This window comes from Actinomadura hibisca NBRC 15177, from assembly GCF_001552635.1.
GTDB classification, from domain to species: Bacteria; Actinomycetota; Actinomycetes; order Streptosporangiales; family Streptosporangiaceae; genus Spirillospora; species Spirillospora hibisca.
The window spans coordinates 49,185-70,765 of sequence record NZ_BCRO01000027.1 but is presented as its reverse complement, the minus strand read 5'-3'; the positions used below and the strand labels follow the sequence as shown (position 1 = coordinate 70,765).

Below are 21,581 nucleotides of genomic sequence, written 5' to 3'. Positions count from 1 at the left end.
GACCGGGCGGGCTCACGTGGCCCTGGACAGGATCGTGACCCGTCCGGCGTCGGCGTCGACCTGGAGGAGGTCGCCCGTGGCGATCGTGCGGGTGGCCGTGCCCACCCCCACCACGCAGGCGACCCCGTACTCGCGGCTGACGATGGCCGCGTGGCTGAGCGCGCCGCCCATGTCGCTGACACAGGCGGCGATCTTTCCGAAGGCCGGGGTCCAGTTGGGGCTGGTCGACTCGCACACCAGGATCTCACCGGGCCGGATGGCGTGCAGGTCGTCGGCGTCGTACAGGACCCTGGCCCGGCCGGTGGCGCTGCCCGGCGCGGCGGCCAGGCCCGACAGCCGGACGGGCGCGGCCGTGGCGCTGACGGCCTGAAGGTAGCGGTCGCGGACACCGAAGATCTCCAGCAGGACCGGGTCGTGGACCTGGTCGGGGACGGTTCCCAGGAGCGCGGGCATGGTGGGCCGGCGGCCCAGCCACCGCTGGAAGTACTCCCGCCGTGCCTCGACCCGTCCGGCCAGGTCCCGCCAGGCCGTGCGGCCGACGACCAGGCCGGCCAGTTCCGGGCCGAACAGGTAGAGCGGGTCGTCGGGCCGGTCGGTGGCCAGTGTCCTGCCGATCGCCAGGCACACCGTCCGCATGGGCAGCGCGACCCTCAGGTCGATCCAGAAGTTGTGCTCGTCGTTCCACCAGGCGAAGTTGGCCTGGTGGCAGGACGCCAGGGCCTCGTCGAACAGGCGGCGTCGGGAGGTGGACAGCGACCCGCGGGCCTGGTCGACCGCCTCGTCGCGCTGCCGGGCCGACCGCCGCTGGGCCGCGGTCAGGTCGAAGCCGCCGGGGCGCTGCAGGAAGGTCTTCACGGTGCCCAGGACCGGGGTGGGGTCCTCGCGCCAGCTCGGCAGGTTGACGTCGGCGGTGCCCTCGGTCCGGTGCCCCCACTGTCGCAGGAAGTCCGCCAGGCGTCCCAGCCAGGCGCGTCCCGGCGGCCCGGCGCGGTCCAGGGCGGCGGCCAGTCCTGCGGCGGGGGTCCGGGCGAACAGGGACTCCAGCCCGGCCTGTCGGGCCAGGGCGGCCAGCGTCCACAGGTCGCGGTCGGTCCGCAGGATGCGGTTGTCGAACCCCTGGAGGTAGGTGGCCGTACGGGCCGGGTCGAGTCCCAGGTCCCGGCACAGTTCCTGGAAGTTCAGGTAGTGGACGAGCAGCGGGTACATCACCTGGAAGTGGAGGTCCCACGCCCGCCGGTGCAGCGCACGGGCCCGCGCGAGTTCGGCCGCGAGCCGCCGCAGCGGAAGGCCGGCGGTCTCGGCCGTCTCGAACGACGCCGAGGAGCGTTCCAGCTCGGCCGTCATGGCGGCCCAGCGGCTCTCGAAGGCAGCCGCGAAGGAGGCGGCGGCGCGGGCCGTCCGCCGGGACCCCGCGCCGCCGTCGGCCACGGGGCCGGTTCCCACCTCGCCGAAGTACAGGTGGGTGCCCACGCTGCGGTGCGCGAAGCCGCCCGCGGCGGCCGGGCCCAGCGCGACGGCGGCCTTCTGCGCCGCGCGGGAGAAGTCCTCGGCCAGGGTCAGGCCCAGGGGCGTCAGGCCCCGCGGCCAGTGGAAGTCCAGCAGCCAGGACCGCCCGTGGTCGACGTCGGTCATGGGCCGCAGCGGGTCGGGCGCCCGGCTCGCGGGCCGGTGCGGCTGGCCCGGATAGGGCTGGGGGAACGACGGGGAGGCGAGGGCGTGGGGCACAGGGTCACCCTGACGTGCTCCCGGCGCGGCGGGCAGGGCCGCAATCCGCCGGAAGCCGGCGCTGAACGGTCCGCTCCCGCCGCCGGATGGGACGGTCGGCTCAGGCCGAGCCGCGCCGTCGCCCGGTGTCGGGCGCCCTGCTCGGCTCCCGGCCCATCTGCGTGAGGGTGCGCACGATCTGGTGCAGGCCGCGCTTGAGCGTCACCTCGTCCAGGTGGCCGTAGCCGATGACGATGCGGTCGGGCCGCCGCGCGGGCCCGGGGGCGTCGCCGGTCTCGACGAGGACGCCCTGGGCGCGGAGACGGTCGGCGACCTCGCGGGCCGGCAGGTGGCCGAGCCGCAGGGTCGCCTCCAGGCCGCCGAATCCGGTCTCGGCCAGCTGGTCCGGGGGGAGCGTGGCCAGCGCGCGCCGGACGATCCGGCGGCGGGCCTGGCCGAGGGTCGTCATCCGGCGCAGGTAGCGGGCGAGATGGTCCTCGCCGAGCAGGGTCGCGGCGACCCGCTGGACGACCGGGGAGGGATCGAGACGGCCGCCGCACACGGCCCGGGTGATGGCGGGGACCAGCTCCGGCGGGGCGACGACGTAGCCCAGGTCGAGAGCGGGCGCGAGGATGTCGGTGAAGGAGCCGAGGAAGACGGTCGGCCGGTGTTCCGCCGACGCGGCCAGCGGCAGCGACGGCGATGACGACGCCATGAACGGGTCGCGTTCCAGCTCCACCAGCGTCAGGCCCTCGGTCGCGGCCCAGTCGAGCAGGGTCTCCCTGCGGCGGGCGGAGAGCCGGGCCTGCGGGTGTGCCTGCACCGGGCGCACCACGGCCATGCGCACGCGCGGGCACATCCGGGGCACCAGGACGCCCTCGGCGTCGACCGGCAACGGCATGACGTCCACGGCCCGGGCCGCCAGCAGGCGGCGCAGGTCGCCCGGACCGGGCTGCTGGAAGGCGACGCTCTCCCCCGGGCCCGCACCGATCTGGCAGAGCGCGTCCAGGGCGGCCACCCGGCCCGAAGTGACGACGATCTGGTCGGCGCCGCACTTCAGACCGTGCTGCTTGCGCAGGTGGGCGGCCAGAGCCGCGCGCAGTTCGGGGTCGCCCTGCGGGGACCGCGACGCGGGGCCGGGCACGCGGTGGACGGCCCGGCGCCACGCCGACCGCCACACCGCGGCGGGAAACCCGTGCCCGCCCGCGCCCAGCGGCCGCAGGTCGATCGGGGTCGCGGACGGTCGCACGCCCGGCGACTCACTCCGTCGCGGCTGTCGCTGCGGGCAGTGCACGAAGTTCCCCGAGCCCGAGCGGGCCTCGACCAGGCCCTCGGCGTACAGCTCGTGGTAGACGTGCAGCGCGACCGAACGCGACACGCCGAGTTCGGCGGCCAGCGTCCGGGTCGAGGGGATCCGGTCGCCGTGGGCCAGCACGCCGTCGCGGATCGCCGCCCGCAACTGGCGGCTGATCTGGGCGTGCAGAGGCGTGGCCGCCCGCCTGTCGAGATGGATGACGATGTTGAGTGGTTCGCTGAAGCGCACTGCCTGCCTCCTGTTCGGCGCTGTCGCTCCGCACGTTAGGAAGGCCCGTGGCGCGAACGGCGAAACGTTCCGGGGTGCGGAACGGCACGGATCAGCACAGAACGGCGACGACCGCGCCGGAAAGGCCACTCAGCTCGGCGACCACGCGCGAAGCGGCGATGGCGGCGGCGTGCGCCCGGCCGCACATTCAGGAGGTGATCGCACCATCCACCCCGTCACAGGGAGCAGCAATGCCGAACCGCAAGAAGCTCATCCTCGCCGGACTGGGCACCGCCCTTCTCACCGTGGCCGTGCACGTCCTTCCCGCTCAGGCGTCCTCCGCCACGACGACCGGCCAGACCGTCGCCTCCGGGCAGCCCTCCGGCGGTGGCGGCGGCATCATCAGCGGCAACCACAACGAGACGCTGCTCACGAGCTGACGGCAGGACCGTCTCGTCCCTGCCGTGGGCCCGTCCCGACGGGTCAGGGTCACCTCGAAGTGGCACGGCGACATCCGCTGCTGTGCGGACCTGGATCGGTGCGCGGTCACGCCGGACGATCAGATGATCTCGTCCGGTCACCGTCCGCGCACGATCCGTCCAGGAGTCGCCTGCCATGGAACCCTCCTCTCCGACACCGCTGTTCAGCCCGGAGTTCTTCACCGATCCCCACGCGACGTTCACCTGGCTTCGCCGTCACTCCCCCGTCCACGCCTTCCGGTTCCCCTACGGGGACGTGCCGATGTGGGCGGTGACGCGTTACCAGGACGTGCGGGATCTGTTGTCGGACTCCCGCTTCAGCTGCGCCTACTCCTCGGCGAGCCCCGAGTTCCAGGCGGCCGGTCTGGGCATCGGACGCGGCACCGAGCTGGAGGAGGCCCTGGCCCTGTCGGACCCGCCCCGGCACACCCGCCTGCGCAGGCTCACCGCCAAGATGTTCACTTCACGCCAGATGGAGCCCTGGCGGGGCATCGTCGAGCGTACGGCCGACCGTCTGATCGACGAGCTGCGCGAGCGGGACGAGGCCGACCTGGTCGCCGACTACGCGGCCCTGGTCCCGTGCGACGTCATCAGCGCGATCCTCGGCATCCCGTTCGAGCGCCGCCGGTTCGTCCTCGACCTGACCATGACGATCTTCTCGGCCGACCCCTCGGTCGCCGCGCGGGCGCCCGAGGCGTCGGCCGCGCTCATCGACTACGCCCGGCAGCTGCTGACCGACAAGCGCCGCCGCCCCGGCCAGGACGTCACCTCCGAGCTGATCGCCGCCCGCCAGGACGGGGAACGCCTCACCGAGACCGAGCTGATCGCCATGGTCACCTCCTTCGTGATCGGCGGCTTCGACACCACGCAGAACCTCATCGCCAACGCGGTTCTGGCCCTGCTCGACCACCCCGACCAGCGGCGTCTCGTGCTGGCGGTGCCCGACCTGCCCGCCGGGGCCGTCGAGGAGTTCATCCGTTACGAGGGCGCGTTCCTGACCGCGCTGTGGCGGTTCCCCGGCGAGGACCTGGAGTTCGCCGGGACGCCGCTGCCCGCCGGAGCGCCGGTGTTCCCCGTGGTCGCGGCGGGCAACCGCGACCCCGACCGGTTCTCCCACCCCGACCGGCTGGACCTCACCCGCACCGACGTCCGGCACGTCGGCTTCGGCCACGGGCTGCACCTGTGCCTGGGCGCGGCGCTGGCCCGGCTGGAGGGGCAGGTGGCCGTGCCCCGGCTGGTCCGGGCCTTCCCGGAGATGACCCTGGCCGTGCCCCGCGCCGAACTGACCCACCGCGCCAGCTTCCTGGTGCGCGCGCTGACGAGCCTGCCGGTCCGCCTCGGCGGGTGAGCCGCCGCCGACTCTCGGCGTCCTGACCGGGCGACCCGCCGGGTGACGGACCCACCCGTCACACCGACCACTCCAAGCAGATTCCTTTCCATGAATGGTCATCGTGGCATTCGCCGAAAATCGGAAAAATCGATATCGGCATCACCACCTGACAGCAAGGGGGAATTCTCGTGATCGCCAATCGAAAGGCGCGCACCGGCGCCGCGGCGGCCGCAACGCTGATCGCGTTGAGCGCGTTGAGCGTGACCACCGCGGCCCCGGCGATGGCCGGCACCCTCGCGACGCCGAGCGGCACCTTCTCCTGTCCCTACTACGCGCACAAGACGTTCGAGAGCAATGGCTTCCGCGCAAGCGCCAGCCAATGTTCACGCGTCCTGGACTACGGTGGTTACACGAAGGCCCGGCTGGCCGTCTCGTGCACGTTCGGATTCACCTACCGCACCGACTACACGAAGATGGAGCCCAACAAGTTCTACAGCTTCGTCTCACCGAAGATGACCGAGTCCGGCTGCTTCTTCGGGGTGAGCTCGTACTGGCTCGAGGAGGCGTGACCTCCGTCACCGAAAGGCCGCGGGCCCTCGCGGCCTGACCGCGCACCGACCACGGATCCGGCCGTCACCGAAAGGTGCGGCCGGATCCGGCTTTCGACGGTTCCCCGCTACGGGGTGGTCGCCACCGTGACGCCCAGGTGTGCCTCGATGCTGGAGATCTTCTCCGCGTAGACCGTGTCGCCGCTGAGGGTTCCGCCGACCACCATGCCTCGGATCACCGCGCCGTCACCGGCGGACGCGGAGTAGACGGGACCGCCGGAGTCCCCGACCGTCCCGATGACCTGTCCCGGCTTGTTCGCCACGATGAGGCCGGTCGTCCAGCCACCGCCCTGGAAGAGCACGCCGTCGAGACTGACCACCTTCCCGTTGCACTTCGCCTTGCTCAGCCTGCCGCTAGTGCAGATGAGGCTGTTGAGGCCGGGATCGCCTTTGCCGGTCACCGTTCGCGAGATGGGTGCGCCGGGGTCGGTGTAGATCCGGTTGGCGTAGGCGCCACCCGACATGATGGCGATCATGTCGTAGTCGGGATATCCGCTCTCCCCCTGCGTGACTCCGAAGAACTGCAGACCGGACGCCAACCCCGCGCCGTTGTCGAAACAGTGACCCGCCGACACCGATCCTCTGCCTCCGCCGGGGAAGACCACCGAGAAACCGGAGGTGCAGACCGTGCTCTCGGCCTGAACCGCGGCGCCGCCCCAGTGCGGGCTGGCGTCGCCGGCGCGGCCCGACTGCCTGAGCCGGCCGCCCCGTAGTCGCAGCGGTAGATCGATCTTGATGTCCACCCTGGCCCCGTGCCGCCGCCTGAGCGCGTCCGCGACCTCACGGTCGGCTGGCCCGAAGGAGACCACGAGCTTCGAGCCGTCCGCCGCGGGATGGAAGGCGAAGGTCGCCTCGCGCGCCTTCGGATGCCAGCGCAGACCCTTGATCGTCTCAAACGCCTCCCGGGTCTCGACGGTGGAGAAGCAGAGGCGCCCCGACTTCGGGGAGGGAACGCAGGGGTTCAAGTCGCGCGACGTCTCCGCCAGGGCGGAACCCCCCTGGCCCGCGACCAGCGCCGCTCCGAGGACGAACCGAGCCGTCCGTTTTGGTAGCCGCAATGAAATCAGCCCCTTCAGCAGGACTTCCATGAATGCAGGGCCACCGTATTAACCAGGAACGAGAATCACACATATCCGCTCACCCCCAAAAACGACGCCGAAGCGGCCTCCACTATGGGAAGGCAAAGGTTCGGACACACGCGGGACCGACCCCTGGATTTGTTGAGGGCCGCACAACACAGAGAAGGTGTCACATCGGCCGGGGAGGGCTTATTAATTCTAACGCATCTCGATAGAATCACCTTCGCCGCGACGTCATCGGGAGTGGACAGTGGAAGTGAACGAGTACGGATATCAGGTTCTCCACGGGGCGGCAGGTGACGTGCCGGGCGTCGTGGACGAGGTACGCAGCGGATTCCGCGCGGGCCTCGCCTGGGGAGCGCCGGTGCTCGCCGTCCAGCTCGTCGCGGTGGCCTTCCTTCTCTCCGCTGGAGGATCGGCCGCCTTCCTCGGTGCGATGCTCGGCGTCACCGCGCTCGTCACGCTCGGACTGGTCGTCCTCTGGCTGAGAGCACGCGTCAGGGAACACCGCATACTGCGCACCTGCTCCTGGCAGGTCTGGCCCTGCCGGATCGACCAGGTACGGGTGGTCTCGGGCGAAGGCACGCGCGCCAACGGCCGCAGGTGGAGCAGTGACACACGCGTCATCCTGCTCAAGCCCGACGGACAGGCCCATTGCTCGTTCCCCGCGCCAGGTCCCGGCGTCGGCACAGAGGTGTGGTTCGCCGGGGACATGGGAGGCGACGGCATCCTCGCCGTACCCGGCGGACGGCCGTGGCGCCATGTCTCGCGAAACCGGCGCTGAGAAGACGAGTTGCGGCAGAGCAGGCCGACCGACGGCGTGGGCCCGTCTGCGTGCCCGTCATGGCGGTCAAGCGAACGCGCCGAGGTAGGAGTGTGCCTTGGCCGGGTCGAAGAACCAGTTCTCCAGATCGGCTGGTCGAAGGCGTTGGCGAACCGATCCGCGATCTCCTGGTGCGCGCCGGCAGCATCCAGCGGGCGAAGGACGTGCTCGGGAGGCGGCGCCAGCATGGCGTCGGACCACTTCGTGGTCGGTTCGACGGTGGGCCGGAGGGCCTCGTAGACCGTCCGCATCCAGGTCCGGTCGAAGATCCCGTCTCCGTGCGCGGCTGGATCGCGGCGCCCGGCCACGGCCTGCTGCTCAAGGCCGTCGACGAGTCCAAGCCACGCGGCCTGGTGTTCTTCGCCGGTCGGGACGAAGCCAAATCAGTTCCCACCGTCCTGCCGACGCTGGCGGTCACCTACACATCGACGTCGTAGCGAGCCGATCAGTGCCGGGGGCTTCACAGCGGAGCAGGGGGGTGGTCACGCCGTGTTCTGGTCCGTGGTGGGTCTGGAGTGTCAGGCTGCCATTTTGTGTGTGCCTGCCGCCGAGCCCTTCGACTTCAGCGCCATGATGAATGCCAGCACCTTCGCCACCGCTCCGTACAGTTCCGGTGGGATCTCCTGGCCTATCTCGCAGCCCGCGTGCAGCGAGCGGGCCAGCGGGATGTCCTGCACCATTGGTACGCGGTGTTCGGCTGCTGCTTCGCGGATCTTGGCGGCTATCCGGTCGGCTCCCTTCGCCACTACTCGTGGGGCGCCTCGGGATGGGTCGTAGCGTAGGGCTACGGCTACGTGGGTCGGGTTGACCACTACCACGTCGGCCGTTGGTACCTCCGCCATCATCCTGTTGCGGCTCATCTGGGCTTGGCGGGCTCGGATCTGGCCCTTGACGTGTGGGTCGCCCTCGCTCCGCTTGTGTTCCTCTTTTACTTCCTGCTTCGTCATGCGCAGTTGCTTGCCCGTGCGGCGGCGTGCCATCGCGTAGTCGCCTGCGGCCAGCAGCAGGCCCGCTGCGCCGCCCCAGCGCATCAGGGAGACGGCCGCCTGGCCCGCGGTCGTCAGGACGGATGCGATCGGCAATGATCCGGCCGCCATCAGCTGGGGCACCAGGTCCCGCAGCGACAGGTAGGCGACCGCGCCGAGCACGGCGGTTTTCAGCAGGGCCTTCACCAGTTCCCACAGGGCGTGCCCGCCGACCATGCGCTTCAGGCCCGTGGCGGGGTTCAGTCGCTTGAACTTCGGCATCAGCAGTTTGCTGGCTGGTTTCAGGCTGCCCTGCGCGGCTGCTGCGGCCAGGACGATCAGGATTGTGACGGCGGCCAGTGGGGCGAATGCCAGCGCTCCTGCCTGGGCTCCGCTGCCCAGCAGTTTCAGTGCTAGCGCCGGGTCGGGGTTGGCGGCCACCTCGTCGATCTGCTGGAAGACGCCCGCGGCCGCGTCGGCGGTGTTGCGCAGCGTCATGGGCACCACGAAGCTCGCCACCAGCACGATCCCCCAGGCCGCGAAGTCCGGGCTCTGGGCGTGGTTGCCCTCCTTGCGCGCCTGCTGCTTCTTGCGCGCCGTGGGCTGCTCGGTCTTCTCGCCGCTCATCCGTGGGCCGCCTTGAGCATCAGGCGGACGGCGTGGTCGACGGTGCCGTCCAGGACGCCGGGCAGCACGGCGACGGCGGTGCCCGCGAGCACCAGGGTCAGCAGGATCTTGACGGGGAAGCCGAGCGCGAAGACGTTGAGGGCGGGCGCGGCGCGGCTGAGCAGGCCGAGCGCGACGTCGGCGCAGAACAGCACGGCGATGATGGGCCCGGCGATCTGGAGGGCGGCGACGAACATGTGGGCGATGCCTCCGGTCAGCAGCTCGCTGAGCGTCTCCAGCGACAGCGTGCCCTGGATCGGCAGCAGCTCGTAGGAGGAGGTGAAGCCGCGGATCACCATCTGGTAGCCGCCGCTGACCAGCAGGAGGGTGGTGGCGAGCATGTGGTAGAAGCGGCCGAACACCGAGTTGGTGGACTGCGACATCGGGTCGAAGGCGGCGGCCAGGGAGAAGCCGCCGAGCAGGTCCAGCAGGTCGCCGGCGGCCTGGATCGCCGCGAACACCAGCGAGGTGAGGAAGCCGAGGGCGACGCCCGCGACGACCTGCTCGACGGCGGCGGTGAGCACCGCGCCGGTGGTCAGGTCGGGCACCTGCCCGGACAACTTCGGGGTGAGCGGCAGCGCGATCGCGACCGACAGCAGGGCCTTGACGGGCGCGGGAATCGCCTTGGAGCTGAACGGGGGGCAGATCATCAGCCAGGCGGCCGCCCGGATCGAGCCGAGCAGCACGGCGAGCAGCGCCGGGGCCGACAGGGCCGTCACGGGCTCACCCCCCGCCGACGAGCTGGGGGATCTTGGCCATCAGCTCGGTGGTGAAGCTCATCAGCTGGTGCAACATCCAGTTGCCGCTGAGCAGCAGGGCGCCGCCGACGGCGATCACCTTCGGGACGAAGGCGAGGGTGGCCTCCTGGATCTGGGTGACCGACTGGAACAGCGAGATCAGGAAGCCGACCAGCAGGGCGGTCAGCAGGACCGGCGCCGCGAGCTTGGCGGCCATCGTCATCGCCTGGAGCGCGATGTGCAGAACCTCGGTGTCGCTCATGGCGGGCCTCTCAGTGGTTGCTGGCGATCAGTGCGGTGATGATGAGGCCCCAGCCGTTGACCATGACGAACAGCAGCAGCTTGAACGGCAGCGCGACGGTGACGGGTGGCAGCATCATCATGCCCAGGGACATCAGGACGGCCGAGACGACCAGGTCAATGATCAGGAAGGGGATGAAGATGACGAAGCCGATGATGAACGCCGATCTCAGCTCCGACAGCACGAAGGCGGGCACGAGCGTGGTCATCGGCACCGCCTCGGCGTTGGCGGGCTTGGGCCGGTCGGCGACCTTGGTGAACAGCGCCAGGTCGTCCTTGCGGGTGTGCTTCTCCAGGTACTCGCGGATCGGCGGGGTGCCCGCCGCCACGGCCTGGGAGATGCTCTTGTCGCCCTTGAGGTAGGGCTGCACGGCGTCGTCGTTGACCTGGGAGACGACCGGGCTCATCAGGAACAGCGAGATGAACAGCGCGAGCCCGGCCAGCACCTGGTTCGGCGGGACGCTGGTCAGCCCGAGGGCGTTGCGGGTCAGGCTGAGCACCACGAAGATCTTGGTGAAGCCGGTGCACAGCAGCAGGATGGCGGGCGCGACCGACAGGACCGTCAGGCCGAGCAGGATGATGATCGACTGGCTGGGCTTGCCGTTGACGCCGTTGATGTCGACGGTCACGCGGCCGTTCGTGCCGGTGCCCTGGGGGCCGCTCGGGCCCTGCGGGCCGCTCGGGGTGGAGCGCGGGGTCGGGCGCGCGGTCGTGCCCGGGGTCGTGGGGCTCGGCGTGGGCGTCGGGGCAGCCGCGATGGTGGCGGTCTCGGGAGTGGCGGCCATGGCGGGGCCGCCGAGCAGCAGGGCGCCGCCGAGGCCGAGGCCGGTGAGCAGCAGGACGAGGAAACGCTTGGTCACTTGCGGGCCGTCCTCTCGCGCAGGACGTCCAGCGCCGCCGTCCAGGTGCGGGGTGACAGCGCCGATCCGGCGAGCGGGGACGCGGTCGACTCGTCGAGGCCGGACAGGTCGTCGTCCAGGGGACGGTCCGCGCCGTCGGCGTCCAGCGCGACGGGCTCGCGCTGCTCGGCGCCCTCGCGGGCCCGCTCGACGGTCGCGGGGTCGGTCTCGGCCAGCAGCGTGATCTGGGCGTCGGTGACGCCGAGCACCAGGGCCCGGTCCGCCACCCGCACGACCGCGACCGACGTGCCGCGGGTGAGCTGCTGGCGGGCCAGCACCGCGACGGTGTCGCCGCCGCGGCCGGCGAGCGGCCGGCGCGCGACCTTGGCCAGCAGCCACATCAGGACCAGGACCACCGCCAGCGACAGCGTGATCCGCAGGATCGTCTCGATCATCGGGTGGGCTCCTACTGGGGGGAGACGATCTCGGTGACGCGGATGCCGAAGTTCTCGTCGATGACCACGACCTCGCCGCGGGCGATGAGGCGGCCGTTGACCAGCAGGTCGGCGGGGCTGCCCGCGGCGCGGTCGAGTTCGACCACCGCGCCGGGCGCCAGCGACAGCAGCTCGCGGACGGTCATGCGGGTGCGGCCGAGCTCGGCGGTCACCTCCATCTCGACCTCGTGCAGCAGGTCGAAGCGGGCGGCGGCGCCGCCGGGGTCGGCGGGGGCCTGGGCGCCCGCGGGGGCCGGCCACGGCGTGACGACGAGCGCGAGCAGCGCGCGGACCTCCTCGCCCTCCAGCAGCGGCACGTACAGCGCTTCGCCGCGGGCGGCGAGCGCGCCGAGCCCGACCTCGGGGTCGGCGGTCTGGCCGGGGTCCACCACGACGGGGCCGAGCGTCTTGGCCGCGGCCTCCAGCGCGCCCTGGAGGGCCTGGGCGGGGTCGAGCTCGCCGAGCGGGCTCTGCCGCAGGGCGTCGACGAGGTCCTGGCCGACGACCACGGCGACCTCGCCGGTCACCGCGCCGGAGAAGCGGGCGCAGACGGCCTGCCCGGCGGGGGTGCTCGCGGGCCGCTCGGCGGTCACCTGGCCGAGGCGCAGCGGGGCGCCGATCGGCAGGGTGGTGAGGGTGGCCTGCGCGGCGGCGCGGGCGAGGTCGGCGCGGGCGGTCTGGTTCAGCGTGGTCATCGCTGGCTGTCCCTTTCGTGGTGCGGCGTGGGCACGACAAGGCAGGCGAGGCGGGGGCCGTGGCTGCCCGGCACGGCGTGCGCGAAGGTGATGTCGGCGGCGGTGACCGCCAGCGGCGCGGACACCGCGTGGCCGAGCGGCACGACGTCGCCGGGCCGCAGCTCGACGATCTGCTCGGATCGCATGCGGACCGGCCCGAAGCGCACGGCGACCTCGATGGGGGCCGCGCCGAGGGCGGTGGCGACGTTGCGCTGGGCCTCGTCGCGGGCCTGGCGCTGGGCGGGGGTGACGGCGACGTCGCCGTCGTCGCCCTGGAGCTTGGGGAAGATGGAGGCGAACGGCAGGCAGATCGTCGCCAGGCACTCCTCGGCGCCGATCCGCATCTCGAAGGAGGCGACGATCACCGCGTCGGCGGCCGAGCACGCCTGCACGAACTGCGGGTTGTACTCGATCGCCCCGAGCCGTGGCCGCACCGCGACCAGGGACTCCAGCGCGTAGCGCAGCTCGTCCAGCCCGCGGGTGAGCTGCTCGCGCAGCAGCGGGGTCTCGATGTCGGTCAGCGGCCGCTCGGGCTGCGGCCCGCCGGGCCCGCCGAGCAGGTGGTCGATGGTCGCCATCGCCGTGGGCAGCGAGAACTCCATGATCGCGGTGCCGGGCAGCGGGTCCAGGGTGACGGTGGCGAGCACGGTCGGGCTGGACAGCGCCGAGATGTACTCGTCGTAGGTCTGCTGCTGGATGGACACCAGCGACACCTGGGCCACCACGCGCAGCGTGGAGGTCAGCAGCGTCGCGTACTGCCGGGCGAAGGTCTCGTAGGCGATCTGGAGCGTGCGGATGTGCTCGCGCGACAGCTTGATCGGGCGGCGGAAGTCGTAGAGCTGCGGCTCGGATGACTTGGCTCGGCGCGAGGTCCGTCCCACCAGGCGCGGAGCCGCTGAAGACGTTGACTGGCTCACGCGCTCTCCGATCGGCGGGGAGAGTGCGGGCCTGAGTAAAAGCCGGAATCGGGCATGCCCGAAGTACCGACGGCCGCCGGTCCGGCCGCCGGGCGGGGTGCCCGCCCAGCGGCCGAACGGCGTTCGGTTCACCGGAGGTGGAAGATCACTGCATCACGAACTCGGTGAAGTACAGGTCCATGACCTCCTCGGCCCCGTCGGCGTTGTAGGCCTTCTTGACCTTCTTCAGCAGGTCCTCCTTGAGCTGCTGGCGGGCCTTGTCGGCGGTCAGCTCGGTCATGGTCCGGTTGCTGAAGGCGTCCACGGCCAGGTCCTGGGCCCGGCTGCCCTCCGGCGGCTCATGGGCCTCGGCGGTCGCCTGGAGCGCCAGCTTCAGTTTCAGGTAGTGCCCGTCCTGGAGGTTGATGGTGATCGACTCCAGCGCCACGACGGCCCCGGGCTTGGGCTCGGCCTTCTTCTCCTCACCGCCGGAGAACAGCAGGAGGTAGACGGCCGCCGCCACGACGAGCAGCCCGACGGCCCCGCCGATGATGATCAGCTTCTTTTTCTTCCTGAACCTGCCGCCGCCCTCGGCGGCCTTGTCGGCGTCCGGGGCGGCCGACAGTTTGGCGGTCGCGGCCATGGTGTCCTCTCCTGATCCTGTGGTCCGGCCTCAGCCGGTGGGCAGCTGGCCCGCCGCCGAGGGCAGCAGGGTCCGGGTCTCGGCGGGCAGCCGGGACTTCACGACGATCTCCACGCGGCGGTTCAGCTCCATCGCCTGGTCGTCGCCGTAGGGGTGCAGCGGCTTCTGGTCGGCGTATCCGGTGGCGGTCAGCCGCCGCGCGGCTATCCCGTCGCCCGCCAGTCGCCGCACCACGGTGGAGGCGCGGGCGGTCGACAGCTCCCAGTTGGAGGGGTAGGGGCCCGAGACCACCGGCAGCCGGTTGGTGTGCCCGTCCACCTCGACGCCGTTGGGCAGCGGTCTCAGCTCCGGCGCGATGGTGTCGACGATCCGCTGCCCGGCGGGCAGCAGCACGGCCTGGTTGTTGGCGAACACCACCGAATCGGTGACGACGGTCACCACCAGCCCGCGCTCGTCGATGCGGAACCGCACCTTGTTGGCGGCGTCCTGGCGGGCCAGCGACGCCTGGAGCCGCTTCTTGATCTTGTCGAACTCGTCCACCTCGCGTTTGGCGTCGCGCTGCCCGGCCGACGCGCGGGCCCGCTCAGCGGCGGCCACCGCCTGCTTGGCCGCCTCCTTGGTCTTGGCGTCCTGCGGCTGGCCGACGGTGACGTCGGCCGGGGAGGTGTCGGAGCCGCCCGCCTCGCCCGCCAGGGCCTTGCCCTGGGCGTCGAAGGCCACCGACTCCTGCCCGAACGCCATCGCCAGGCTGGCGCGCAGCTTCTCGAACTTGGTCTGGTCGACCTGGCTCATGGCGAACAGCACGATGAACAGCGCCATCAGCACCGTCAGCATGTCGGCGTAGGTGACCAGCCAGCGTTCGTGGTTCTCGTGCTCCTCCTCGTGGCCGTCCCGGCGGCGGCCGCGCCCTCTGGCCTGGCTCATCAGGCGGCCTTCTCCGCGGCCTTCCCGGGCGGCAGCAGGCTCTTCAGCTTGCGCGACACCAGGCGCGGGTTGGTGCCCGCCTGGATGCTGGCCACGCCCTCGATCGCCAGCTCCATCTGGGCGCACTCCAGCTCGCTGAGGCGCTTCAGCCGGCTGCCGATGGGCAGCCAGATCACGTTGGCGCTCAGCACGCCCCACAACGTCGCGACGAACGCGCCGCCGATCATGTGGCCGAGCTGCTCGGGCTTGTCGAGGTTCTCCAGCACGTGCACCAGGCTGATGACGGTGCCGATGATGCCGATCGTCGGGGCGTAGCCGCCCATGTCGGCGAAGATCTTGGCGCCGGACTTGTCGGCCCGGCGCTTGGCGTCGACCTCGGCCTCCAGGATCTCGCGCAGCTCCTCGGGGTCGGTGCCGTCGATGGCCAGCTCCAGGCCGCGGCGCAGGAAGGGGTCCTCGACCGTCTTGATCGCGTCCTCCAGCGCCAGCAGGCCCTCGCGGCGGGCGCGCTCGGCCAGCTTGACGATGGCGTCGACCAGCTCGGTGCCGGCCACGGGCTTGGCGGTGAAGGCCCGCACGATCTGCTTGAAGATGCCGAGGGTGTCGCCGAGCACGCCGCCGGCCATGGCCGCGCCGAGCGTCCCGAAGATCACCAGCACCATGGCGGGGATCAGCAGGATGGAGGTCGGGTTGCCGCCCTCCAGGATCATCGCCAGGATGATCGCGCCGAGGGAGATGACGATGCCGCCGATGGTGGCGAGGTCCATCAGCGCTCCCTGGGGGCGAGCCGGACCACGCGGCCCGGATCGGCGGGGCGCTGGGCGCCGGAGGAGATGAGCACCTCGGCGTCGGCGAGCAGCTCGGCGCGGTAGCGGCGCAGCAGGGCGACGAACTCGGCCAGGGACTCCTCGACGAGGTACTTGGTGCCGTCCACCAGCGTGATCACGGTGTCGGGCGTCTCGTCGGCACGCTCGACCAGGTCCGGGTTCAACGCGAACGCCGGCCCGTTGAGGCGGGTCAGAAGTATCACCGGGTTCCATCCTTGGAGTCGGTCGGCAGCATCGGCCGCCCGCCGCGCGGGAGACCGTCGCACCATCCATCGGCCGCCGCCGCGCCCGCCTGAGGCTCTTGCGGGGAGGAAGCCGCCGGAACCCGGTGAAAGGCGGCTACTCAGGCGTCATGGTCGCGGTCCAGTTCGGTCCGGTGGTCGGTGAACTCGTCGTCGGTGGTGGTGACGCGCTGGTCCAGGACGGCTCGGGCGAGCCCGGTGAGGGACTGGTCGTGCAGGTAGGCGTAGGCGCGGAGCCGCACCAGGGCGTCGGCGGCCTCGACGTCCAGATGGGCGACGAGGATCCCGGCGGCCTGGTGCACCACGGCGGGGTACCCGTGCGGCGGCCGGTCGGCGGGCAGCGCGGCCAGCGCCGCCGGAGCGGGGTGGGTGCGGAAGGCCACGCGGGCGGCGATCGCGGCGAACGCTCCGGCGTCGGCCAGCTGGCCGGCCGAGAACGGCCCCGGCCGGTGGTAGTAGAAGTCGAGGGCGCCGATGCGGACGCCCGCCACCTGGAGCGGGAAGGCGAACATCGCGCGCACGCCAGCCGCGAGCACGGGCGGGACGAAGCCGGCCCACCGGTCGCGGACGGCGGCCAGGTCGGGGACCACGACCGGGGCCAGGTCGGTGTCGGCCTGGGTGCGGGGGCCCTCCCCGCTGGCGAGCTGGTTCTCCTCGATCAGCATCACGACGGGATCGGAGGCGCAGGCCCGCTCGCGTATCTGCGGGCCGACCACCAGCGTGACCCCGTACCCGTCGGCTCCCAGGACCGGCACCGCCGCCTGGCACACCTGCTGCACCGACACCGGCCGATCGTTCGCGGACGCGTGTGCGGTCACCAGCCGCCACGCCTGCTCCTGCCTGTCCATCCCCCCAGCCCACGAGCAGTTGGCGCCGTCCCCGGCGCGCCACCCGGCGGTAGGGGACGGGACGGAGCCCGGTGCGCGGACCGGAAGGCTTAGGTTAGGGAGAGACTCTCAATCAGTGGGTGGTCCCGCGATGGTCAGCCAGCGCCAGGAGCGCGTGTGGAGGTTGATCGCCGACAGCGCGCAGGTTCGCGGCGAACCGATGTCGGTGGTCGACGTGTGCGTGGTGTGCATGCGGGTGCTCGCGGCCGACGGCGTCGGGGTGTCACTGCTGGACGACGGGCGGCTGGAGCCGGTGCAGGCCCGGGGCGAGCTGGGCCGCGAGCTGCTGGAGGCCGAGCTGACCAGTGGTGACGGGCCGTGCGTGGAGGCGGCGCTGGTCGGCGGCCCGGTGCTGGCCGCCGATCTGGGCGACGCCGAGTCGGAGCGGCGCTGGCCGCTGTTCACCGCCGCCGCGCACGCCGGCAATGTCGCCGCGGCGTTCGCGTTCCCCCTGCTGACCGGGACCGCCAGGATCGGGGTGCTGGTGGCCTGCCGGGACAGCCCGGGACCGCTGGACGCCGCCCAGTACCGCGACGCGCTGCTGCTGGCCGACGCGGCGGTGACGCTGCTGCTCGACCAGCCGGCCACCGTCCGCGTCCACTCCGGCGGGGACGTCTCCAACGGCGCGGAGTGGGGCGAGGAGGTGATGGCGGCCGACTGGCTGGCGCTGGGCGCCGAGGTGCACCAGGCGGCGGGGATGGTGTCGGTGCAGCTCAAGTGCACGGTGGAGCAGGCGCTGGCGCGGCTTCGCGCCTACGCCTTCGCCCACGATGTCCCGGTGACCCGGGTCGCGGCGCGGGTGGTGGCGCGCACCCTGCGCTTCGACCCCGACACGACCCCGAGGTAGTGAATCATGGCCCTCCGCGGGCGAAAGGTAGGGTTTCGACCATGAGCACCGTCTCGATACCGGGACCGGAGCAGCGGGTGACGGCGGCGCGGGTGGCGACCGACCTGGCCCAGGCCGTCATCAACGGCTCCCCCGAGGCCGGCCCCCTCAACCAGGCTCCCGACTCCTGAACGCGGAGGTGCCCGGCGCTCAGCCGAGCAGTCCGCGCAGCAGCTCCTCGCGGGCCCGGCGGACGTCGTCCCGACCGGTCGGGTGCCACGTGCAGGCGACGCTGAGCACGCCGATCCGCCCGGTCTCCCTGATCCGGTCCACCGCCGCGACCACCTGGGCGGCCGACGGGCCGCCCAGCGACGGCATCAGCAGGCCGGGCAGCTCGCCGGGGTCGGCCACGTCGACGTCCACGTGCACGATCAGCGGCCCCTCCGGCAGCGACGCGTACGCCACGTCCGCCACGTGGCCGCGCCGGATCATGCTGGTCCGCAGGTACCGCTCCTCCGGCGGGTCGAGGTCGCGGGCGTCCACCAGGACGGTCCGGTCCTCGGTCACCGGCTCCACGCCGAGCGGCTCCGCCAGCAGTCCGGGGTGCGCGCCCAGGAGCAGCCGCAACGACAGGCCGCCCAGGTAGCCGGAGGTCGTCGTTTCGAGGGTGTGCACGTCGCCGTGCGCGTCGAACCATATGACGCCGGGACGCAACCCGGCCCGCTGCGCCCCCGCCAGCACGCCCATCGCGACGAGGCAGTCCCCCGACAGCACGGCCACCGGCCCGCCCTCGCCGAGGGCCGCGGCGACCTCGTCCGCCACGGCGTCGTCGAGCGCGGCCAGCCGCTGCCAGATGTCGCCTTCGGGCAACTCCGGCTCCAGGACCCGCACGTCGCCGGTGGACGGGAGCGGAACGCACCCGTCGATCAGCCGTTTGTCCTGGTGATAGGGCACAACGAGCACCGCCATCCCACCAATCTACTCCGGTGCGCGCCGCCCCACCCGCACCGCTACGCCCGACCCGCCCGGCGGAGATGGCGCGCGGCCGTCTCGGGCAGCACGTCGTTGATGAACGCGCCCGCGCCCGACTCGCTAGCCGCCAGGTATTTCAGCTTGTTCTCGGCCCGGCGGGGCGTGAAGATCCGCACCGAGAGGTGCGCCAGCTCGGCGTCCGGGCCCGCCGGGGCCTGCTGGAGGTGGGCCACGTACGGCGCGGGGGCGTCGAAGAGGTGGTCGAAGCGGCGCAGGACGTCGCGGTAGAGGACCATCAGCTCGGCGCGCTCGTCCGGCTGGAGGTCGGGCAGGCCGGTCGCGTGCCGGTGCGGGTAGATGTGCACCTCGTACGGCCAGCGCGCCGCCTCAGGGACGAACGCGACGAACCGGTCGGTCCGCGCGACGACGCGTTCGGCGGCGCTCTCCGCCGCCACGACGGCGCAGAACAGGCAGCCGCCCCGCTCCGCCCGGTAGGACCGCGCCATGTCCAGCGCGCGGGCGACGCGCGCCGGAACGAACGGGTAGGCGTAGATCTGCCCGTGCGGGTGTTGCAGGGTCGCGCCGATCTCGTCGCCCCGGTTCTCGAACACGAAGACGTACTCGACGCCGGGCAGCTCGGCGAGCTTCCGGGTCCGGTGCGTCCACGCCCGCGCGAGCGTCTCCAGCCTGCGTTCCGGCAGGTGGGAGAAGGACGAGCCGTGGTCGTCGGTGAAGCACACGACCTCGCAGCGGCCCCCGGCAGGCGGGCCGCCGAGCGAGGGGAAGCGGTTCTCGAAGGTCACCACGTGGTAGCCGGACGCCGGGATCTCGCCGTGCCGTCCGGGCGCGGACGGGCACAGCGGGCACTCGTCCCGGCCGGGCAGGTGGGTCCGGGACTGCCGGTGGGCCGCCATGGTCACCCAGTCGCCGCTGATCGGGTCGTAGCGGACCTCGGAGCGCATGTCCCGGGCGGGCAGGACACGCTGGTCGGGGGCCGAGCGGTCGTGGCCCGGCCCGTCGTCGAAGTAGATGAGTTCGCGCCCGTCGGCCAGCGGGACGGCCGTGCTGTGCGCGTCGAGGACGTCGTCCCCGGTTCCGGGAGCCGTCATGTCAGCCGCTGCACCCGGCTCAGGTAGCGCTGCACGACGACCACGACGGCGAGGAACGCGCCGCTGACGACCTGCTGGTAGGCGGAGGTCAGGCTGCCGATCTGGTTGATGACGTTCTGGATCGTGCCGAGCAGCAGGACGCCCGCGAGCGTGCCCGACAACGAGCCCGCCCCGCCGGTGAGCAGGGTGCCGCCGATGACCACGCCCGCGATGACGTCCAGCTCCATCCCGACGCCCAGGATCGTGACGCCCGAGGACAGCCGGGCGGCGTTCAGCGCGCCCGCCAGCCCCGCCAGCAGCCCGGTCAGCAGGTAGACCGTGATCTTCGTGCGGGCCACCGGGACGCCCATGAGGCGGGCGGAGTCCTCGCTGCCGCCGATGGCGAAGGTGTTCTGGCCGAAGCGGGAACGTTGCAGCAGCAGCGCGCCGAGCCCGAACAGCACCAGGGCGACGTAGACGGGGTAGGCCAGGCCGAGGAACTCGCCCTGCCCGAACTCGGCGAACGTCGAGCTCTTGACCAGGTAGGTGTTGGAGCCCTCGTCCGAGACCGCCAGCATCAGCCCGCGCGCCCCGAGCAGGCCCGCGAGCGTGACGATGAACGGGGCCATCCCGGTCCGGGCGATGAGCCAGCCCTGAGCCAGTCCGATGGTTCCGCAAACCGCGAGCGGCAGGGCGAGCGCGGCCAGCCAGCCGTACTGGGACGCCCAGGCGGCGAGCACGCCGCCGAGCGCGAACTGCGAGCCCACCGACAGGTCGATGCCCCCGGTGATGATCACGAAGGTCATGCCGACGGCGAGGATCGCCACGAACGAGGAGCTGACCGCGAGGTTGGCGAGGTTGCCGCCGGAGGCGAAGCCGTCGAAGGCGAGCGAGGCGACCGCCACGACGAGCATGAGCACGATCGCCGCGCCGTGCTGCTGGAGCAGGTGCCCGGCACGCTCGGCGCGGGAGGCGCCCGGCGGGGACGCCGCCTCCCCGATCGGCGCGGGGACGGTGGTCAGCGATGTCATCGGGTCGTCCTCTCCCGGGCTGCGTAGACGGCGACGAGGATGATGGCGGCCTGCGCCATCTGGTTCCAGGACGAGGGCAGGTCGTGCTTGGTCAGGGTAGAGGTCAGCAGTTGCATCAGCAGCGCGCCCATCACGGTGCCCGCCACCCGCACGCGCCCGCCCGTCAGCGGCGTGCCGCCCACCACCACGGCGGTGATGGCCGACAGCTCCATGAACAGGCCGAGCGAGGTGGGGTCGGCGGCCTGGAGGCGCGCGGTGGCCAGCACGCCCGCGACGGCGGCCAGCACGCCGGACAGCGCGTAGACCGTCACCAGGACGCGCCGCACCGGCAGGCCCGACAGCTCGGCGGCGCGGCGGTTGCCGCCGATCGCCACCAGGCGGCGGCCGAAGGTGGTGCGCCGCATCAGGAACCCGACCACGGCGACGACCACGGCGGCCACGAGCACCACGTAGGGCACGCCGAGGACCGCGTCGCTGCCGAGCGACAGCAGGGCCGGGTCGCGGAACTCCTTGAGCTGCGGCACCAGGACGTTGGCCAGGCCGCGCAGCCCGACCAGCAGCGCCAGCGTCGCCACGATCGGCTGCACGCCCACGAAGGCGACCAGCGACCCGCCGACGACGCCGCTGAACGCGCCCGCCACCAGCGCCATCAGCAACGCCGGGGCTACGCCGTACCCCAGGTAGAGCACCGACACGGCCGCGGCGAGCGACATCACCGAGCCGACGGACAGGTCCACGCCCTCGGTGCCGATCACCAGCGCCATGCCGAGCGAGACGATCACGATCGGCGCGACCTGCACCAGTTGCGTGCGGAAGTTGCCGACCTCCAGGAAGTGCGGCGTGAACAGGGCGTTGAACAGCAGCAGCAGGGCCACCGCGAGGTACACGCCGTAGTCCTGGAGCCAGGCCAGCGCGCGGCTCCGGTCGAGCGCGGGCCGGGCGGGGGCCGCGGTCGCTTGCGACAT

The 21,581-nt window shown here is 72.1% G+C and carries 26 protein-coding genes; 7 read left to right on the top strand and 19 right to left on the bottom strand.

The genetic code is table 11. The features are described 5' to 3' along the window. Positions 1-12: 12 nt before the first annotated feature. Together AH6_RS13845 and AH6_RS13840 are read right to left on the bottom strand one after the other, a co-directional pair. Complete coding sequence (locus tag AH6_RS13845) at positions 13-1,725, bottom strand: PEP-utilizing enzyme (protein WP_083982767.1); 1,713 nt, start codon at positions 1,723-1,725, stop codon at positions 13-15. 100 nt (positions 1,726-1,825) lie between these two features. Then, positions 1,826-3,247 (bottom strand): aminotransferase-like domain-containing protein, encoded by a 1,422-nt coding sequence (locus AH6_RS13840; RefSeq protein ID WP_067479307.1) that lies wholly within the window; start codon positions 3,245-3,247, stop codon positions 1,826-1,828. A gap of 230 nt (positions 3,248-3,477) precedes the next feature. Between AH6_RS13840 and AH6_RS13835 the strand changes: the two genes are divergently transcribed. From AH6_RS13835 to AH6_RS13825, 3 genes are all read left to right on the top strand, one after another. Continuing rightward, the gene (locus tag AH6_RS13835) at positions 3,478-3,666 is read left to right on the top strand and encodes a hypothetical protein (RefSeq protein ID WP_067479305.1); all 189 of its coding nucleotides are present in this window, start codon (positions 3,478-3,480) and stop codon (positions 3,664-3,666) included. A 175-nt stretch (positions 3,667-3,841) separates the two neighbouring features. Further along, positions 3,842-5,053 carry a cytochrome P450 family protein gene (locus tag AH6_RS13830; RefSeq protein WP_067479303.1) on the top strand — a complete coding sequence of 404 codons (1,212 nt, stop codon included), beginning with the start codon at positions 3,842-3,844 and terminating at the stop codon, positions 5,051-5,053. A gap of 170 nt (positions 5,054-5,223) precedes the next feature. After that, on the top strand, positions 5,224-5,604 hold the full coding sequence (locus tag AH6_RS13825) for a hypothetical protein (RefSeq protein WP_067479301.1): 381 nt from the start codon (positions 5,224-5,226) through the stop codon (positions 5,602-5,604). Positions 5,605-5,711: 107 nt separating this feature from the next. Here AH6_RS13825 and AH6_RS13820 read toward each other — a convergent pair whose 3' ends face one another. Continuing rightward, positions 5,712-6,731, bottom strand: coding sequence for a chymotrypsin family serine protease (locus tag AH6_RS13820; RefSeq protein WP_157431450.1), 1,020 nt, complete (start codon positions 6,729-6,731; stop codon positions 5,712-5,714). Between the two features lie 241 nt (positions 6,732-6,972). On the opposite strand from AH6_RS13820, the gene AH6_RS13815 reads away from it, so the two are divergent. Then, positions 6,973-7,506: a hypothetical protein gene (locus AH6_RS13815; RefSeq protein ID WP_067479297.1), complete on the top strand. Its 534-nt coding sequence runs from the start codon at positions 6,973-6,975 to the stop codon at positions 7,504-7,506. A 317-nt stretch (positions 7,507-7,823) separates the two neighbouring features. Continuing rightward, positions 7,824-7,982, top strand: coding sequence for a hypothetical protein (locus AH6_RS43695; RefSeq protein ID WP_157431449.1), 159 nt, complete (start codon positions 7,824-7,826; stop codon positions 7,980-7,982). Positions 7,983-8,063: 81 nt separating this feature from the next. On the opposite strand, the gene AH6_RS13810 is transcribed toward AH6_RS43695, so the two are convergent. The 12 genes from AH6_RS13810 to AH6_RS13755 all read right to left on the bottom strand — a co-directional run bounded on the left by AH6_RS13810 (position 8,064) and on the right by AH6_RS13755 (position 16,660). Beyond that, complete coding sequence (locus AH6_RS13810) at positions 8,064-9,137, bottom strand: EscU/YscU/HrcU family type III secretion system export apparatus switch protein (protein ID WP_067479295.1); 1,074 nt, start codon at positions 9,135-9,137, stop codon at positions 8,064-8,066. Next, a complete protein-coding gene (fliR, locus tag AH6_RS13805) occupies positions 9,134-9,895 on the bottom strand; it encodes a flagellar biosynthetic protein FliR (protein WP_067479294.1) in 762 nt (253 codons plus the stop codon). The genes AH6_RS13810 and fliR overlap by 4 nt, the downstream gene beginning before the upstream one ends. Positions 9,896-9,899: 4 nt before the next feature. Continuing rightward, positions 9,900-10,175: a flagellar biosynthesis protein FliQ gene (fliQ, locus tag AH6_RS13800; protein ID WP_067479291.1), complete on the bottom strand. Its 276-nt coding sequence runs from the start codon at positions 10,173-10,175 to the stop codon at positions 9,900-9,902. A 10-nt stretch (positions 10,176-10,185) separates the two neighbouring features. Next, complete coding sequence (gene fliP / locus AH6_RS13795; RefSeq protein ID WP_067479289.1) at positions 10,186-11,073, bottom strand: flagellar type III secretion system pore protein FliP; 888 nt, start codon at positions 11,071-11,073, stop codon at positions 10,186-10,188. Further along, positions 11,070-11,507, bottom strand: a complete 438-nt coding sequence (gene fliO, locus AH6_RS13790; protein WP_067479287.1) for a flagellar biosynthetic protein FliO — start codon at positions 11,505-11,507, stop codon at positions 11,070-11,072. The genes fliP and fliO overlap by 4 nt, the downstream gene beginning before the upstream one ends. Before the next feature lie 11 nt (positions 11,508-11,518). Further along, entirely contained in the window at positions 11,519-12,241 is a 723-nt protein-coding gene (gene fliN, locus AH6_RS13785) for a flagellar motor switch protein FliN (protein ID WP_067479285.1), read from the bottom strand. Continuing rightward, entirely contained in the window at positions 12,238-13,197 is a 960-nt protein-coding gene (locus AH6_RS13780) for a flagellar motor switch protein FliM (protein ID WP_083982763.1), read from the bottom strand. Before AH6_RS13780 ends, fliN begins: the two co-directional genes overlap by 4 nt. A gap of 145 nt (positions 13,198-13,342) precedes the next feature. Then, complete coding sequence (locus AH6_RS13775; protein ID WP_067479283.1) at positions 13,343-13,819, bottom strand: flagellar basal body-associated FliL family protein; 477 nt, start codon at positions 13,817-13,819, stop codon at positions 13,343-13,345. 30 nt (positions 13,820-13,849) lie between these two features. After that, complete coding sequence (locus tag AH6_RS13770) at positions 13,850-14,743, bottom strand: flagellar motor protein MotB (protein WP_067479281.1); 894 nt, start codon at positions 14,741-14,743, stop codon at positions 13,850-13,852. Further along, positions 14,743-15,510, bottom strand: coding sequence for a motility protein A (locus AH6_RS13765; RefSeq protein WP_067479279.1), 768 nt, complete (start codon positions 15,508-15,510; stop codon positions 14,743-14,745). The genes AH6_RS13770 and AH6_RS13765 overlap by 1 nt, the downstream gene beginning before the upstream one ends. Then, a complete protein-coding gene (locus tag AH6_RS13760) occupies positions 15,510-15,773 on the bottom strand; it encodes a flagellar FlbD family protein (RefSeq protein WP_067479277.1) in 264 nt (87 codons plus the stop codon). Before AH6_RS13760 ends, AH6_RS13765 begins: the two co-directional genes overlap by 1 nt. A 140-nt stretch (positions 15,774-15,913) precedes the next feature. Then, complete coding sequence (locus AH6_RS13755; protein WP_067479275.1) at positions 15,914-16,660, bottom strand: GAF and ANTAR domain-containing protein; 747 nt, start codon at positions 16,658-16,660, stop codon at positions 15,914-15,916. Between the two features lie 115 nt (positions 16,661-16,775). Here AH6_RS13755 and AH6_RS13750 point away from each other — a divergent pair, with 115 nt between their 5' ends. Continuing rightward, a complete protein-coding gene (locus AH6_RS13750; protein ID WP_157431448.1) occupies positions 16,776-17,546 on the top strand; it encodes a GAF and ANTAR domain-containing protein in 771 nt (256 codons plus the stop codon). Positions 17,547-17,587: 41 nt separating this feature from the next. Continuing rightward, complete coding sequence (locus AH6_RS46600) at positions 17,588-17,716, top strand: hypothetical protein (RefSeq protein WP_281180228.1); 129 nt, start codon at positions 17,588-17,590, stop codon at positions 17,714-17,716. Between the two features lie 19 nt (positions 17,717-17,735). Here the strand turns inward: AH6_RS46600 and AH6_RS13745 are convergent, their stop codons facing one another. Genes AH6_RS13745 through AH6_RS13730 form a run of 4 tightly spaced genes read right to left on the bottom strand, consistent with a single transcriptional unit; the run spans position 17,736 to position 21,581 of the window. After that, positions 17,736-18,494: an arginase family protein gene (locus AH6_RS13745; RefSeq protein WP_067479272.1), complete on the bottom strand. Its 759-nt coding sequence runs from the start codon at positions 18,492-18,494 to the stop codon at positions 17,736-17,738. A 41-nt stretch (positions 18,495-18,535) separates the two neighbouring features. Continuing rightward, positions 18,536-19,606 carry a galactose-1-phosphate uridylyltransferase gene (gene galT, locus AH6_RS13740; protein WP_067479270.1) on the bottom strand — a complete coding sequence of 357 codons (1,071 nt, stop codon included), beginning with the start codon at positions 19,604-19,606 and terminating at the stop codon, positions 18,536-18,538. Further along, positions 19,603-20,616 (bottom strand): ABC transporter permease, encoded by a 1,014-nt coding sequence (locus AH6_RS13735; RefSeq protein WP_067479267.1) that lies wholly within the window; start codon positions 20,614-20,616, stop codon positions 19,603-19,605. The genes galT and AH6_RS13735 overlap by 4 nt, the downstream gene beginning before the upstream one ends. Continuing rightward, positions 20,613-21,581 (bottom strand): ABC transporter permease, encoded by a 969-nt coding sequence (locus AH6_RS13730; RefSeq protein WP_067479265.1) that lies wholly within the window; start codon positions 21,579-21,581, stop codon positions 20,613-20,615. The genes AH6_RS13735 and AH6_RS13730 overlap by 4 nt, the downstream gene beginning before the upstream one ends.

Bases quoted from the DNA above. Each gene is read 5' to 3' on its own strand.
- AH6_RS13835 (WP_067479305.1), top strand. From the start codon at position 3,478: ATGCCGAACCGCAAGAAGCTCATCCTCGCCGGACTGGGCACCGCCCTT.
- AH6_RS13830 (WP_067479303.1), top strand. From the start codon at position 3,842: ATGGAACCCTCCTCTCCGACACCGCTGTTCAGCCCGGAGTTCTTCACC.
- AH6_RS13820 (WP_157431450.1), bottom strand. From the start codon at position 6,731: ATGGAAGTCCTGCTGAAGGGGCTGATTTCATTGCGGCTACCAAAACGG.
- AH6_RS13810 (WP_067479295.1), bottom strand. From the start codon at position 9,137: ATGAGCGGCGAGAAGACCGAGCAGCCCACGGCGCGCAAGAAGCAGCAG.
- fliQ (WP_067479291.1), bottom strand. From the start codon at position 10,175: ATGAGCGACACCGAGGTTCTGCACATCGCGCTCCAGGCGATGACGATG.
- fliO (WP_067479287.1), bottom strand. From the start codon at position 11,507: ATGATCGAGACGATCCTGCGGATCACGCTGTCGCTGGCGGTGGTCCTG.
- fliN (WP_067479285.1), bottom strand. From the start codon at position 12,241: ATGACCACGCTGAACCAGACCGCCCGCGCCGACCTCGCCCGCGCCGCC.
- AH6_RS13775 (WP_067479283.1), bottom strand. From the start codon at position 13,819: ATGGCCGCGACCGCCAAACTGTCGGCCGCCCCGGACGCCGACAAGGCC.
- AH6_RS13770 (WP_067479281.1), bottom strand. From the start codon at position 14,743: ATGAGCCAGGCCAGAGGGCGCGGCCGCCGCCGGGACGGCCACGAGGAG.
- AH6_RS13765 (WP_067479279.1), bottom strand. From the start codon at position 15,510: ATGGACCTCGCCACCATCGGCGGCATCGTCATCTCCCTCGGCGCGATC.
- AH6_RS13755 (WP_067479275.1), bottom strand. From the start codon at position 16,660: ATGGACAGGCAGGAGCAGGCGTGGCGGCTGGTGACCGCACACGCGTCC.
- AH6_RS46600 (WP_281180228.1), top strand. From the start codon at position 17,588: ATGAGCACCGTCTCGATACCGGGACCGGAGCAGCGGGTGACGGCGGCG.
- AH6_RS13745 (WP_067479272.1), bottom strand. From the start codon at position 18,494: ATGGCGGTGCTCGTTGTGCCCTATCACCAGGACAAACGGCTGATCGAC.
- galT (WP_067479270.1), bottom strand. From the start codon at position 19,606: ATGACGGCTCCCGGAACCGGGGACGACGTCCTCGACGCGCACAGCACG.
- AH6_RS13735 (WP_067479267.1), bottom strand. From the start codon at position 20,616: ATGACATCGCTGACCACCGTCCCCGCGCCGATCGGGGAGGCGGCGTCC.
- AH6_RS13730 (WP_067479265.1), bottom strand. From the start codon at position 21,581: ATGTCGCAAGCGACCGCGGCCCCCGCCCGGCCCGCGCTCGACCGGAGC.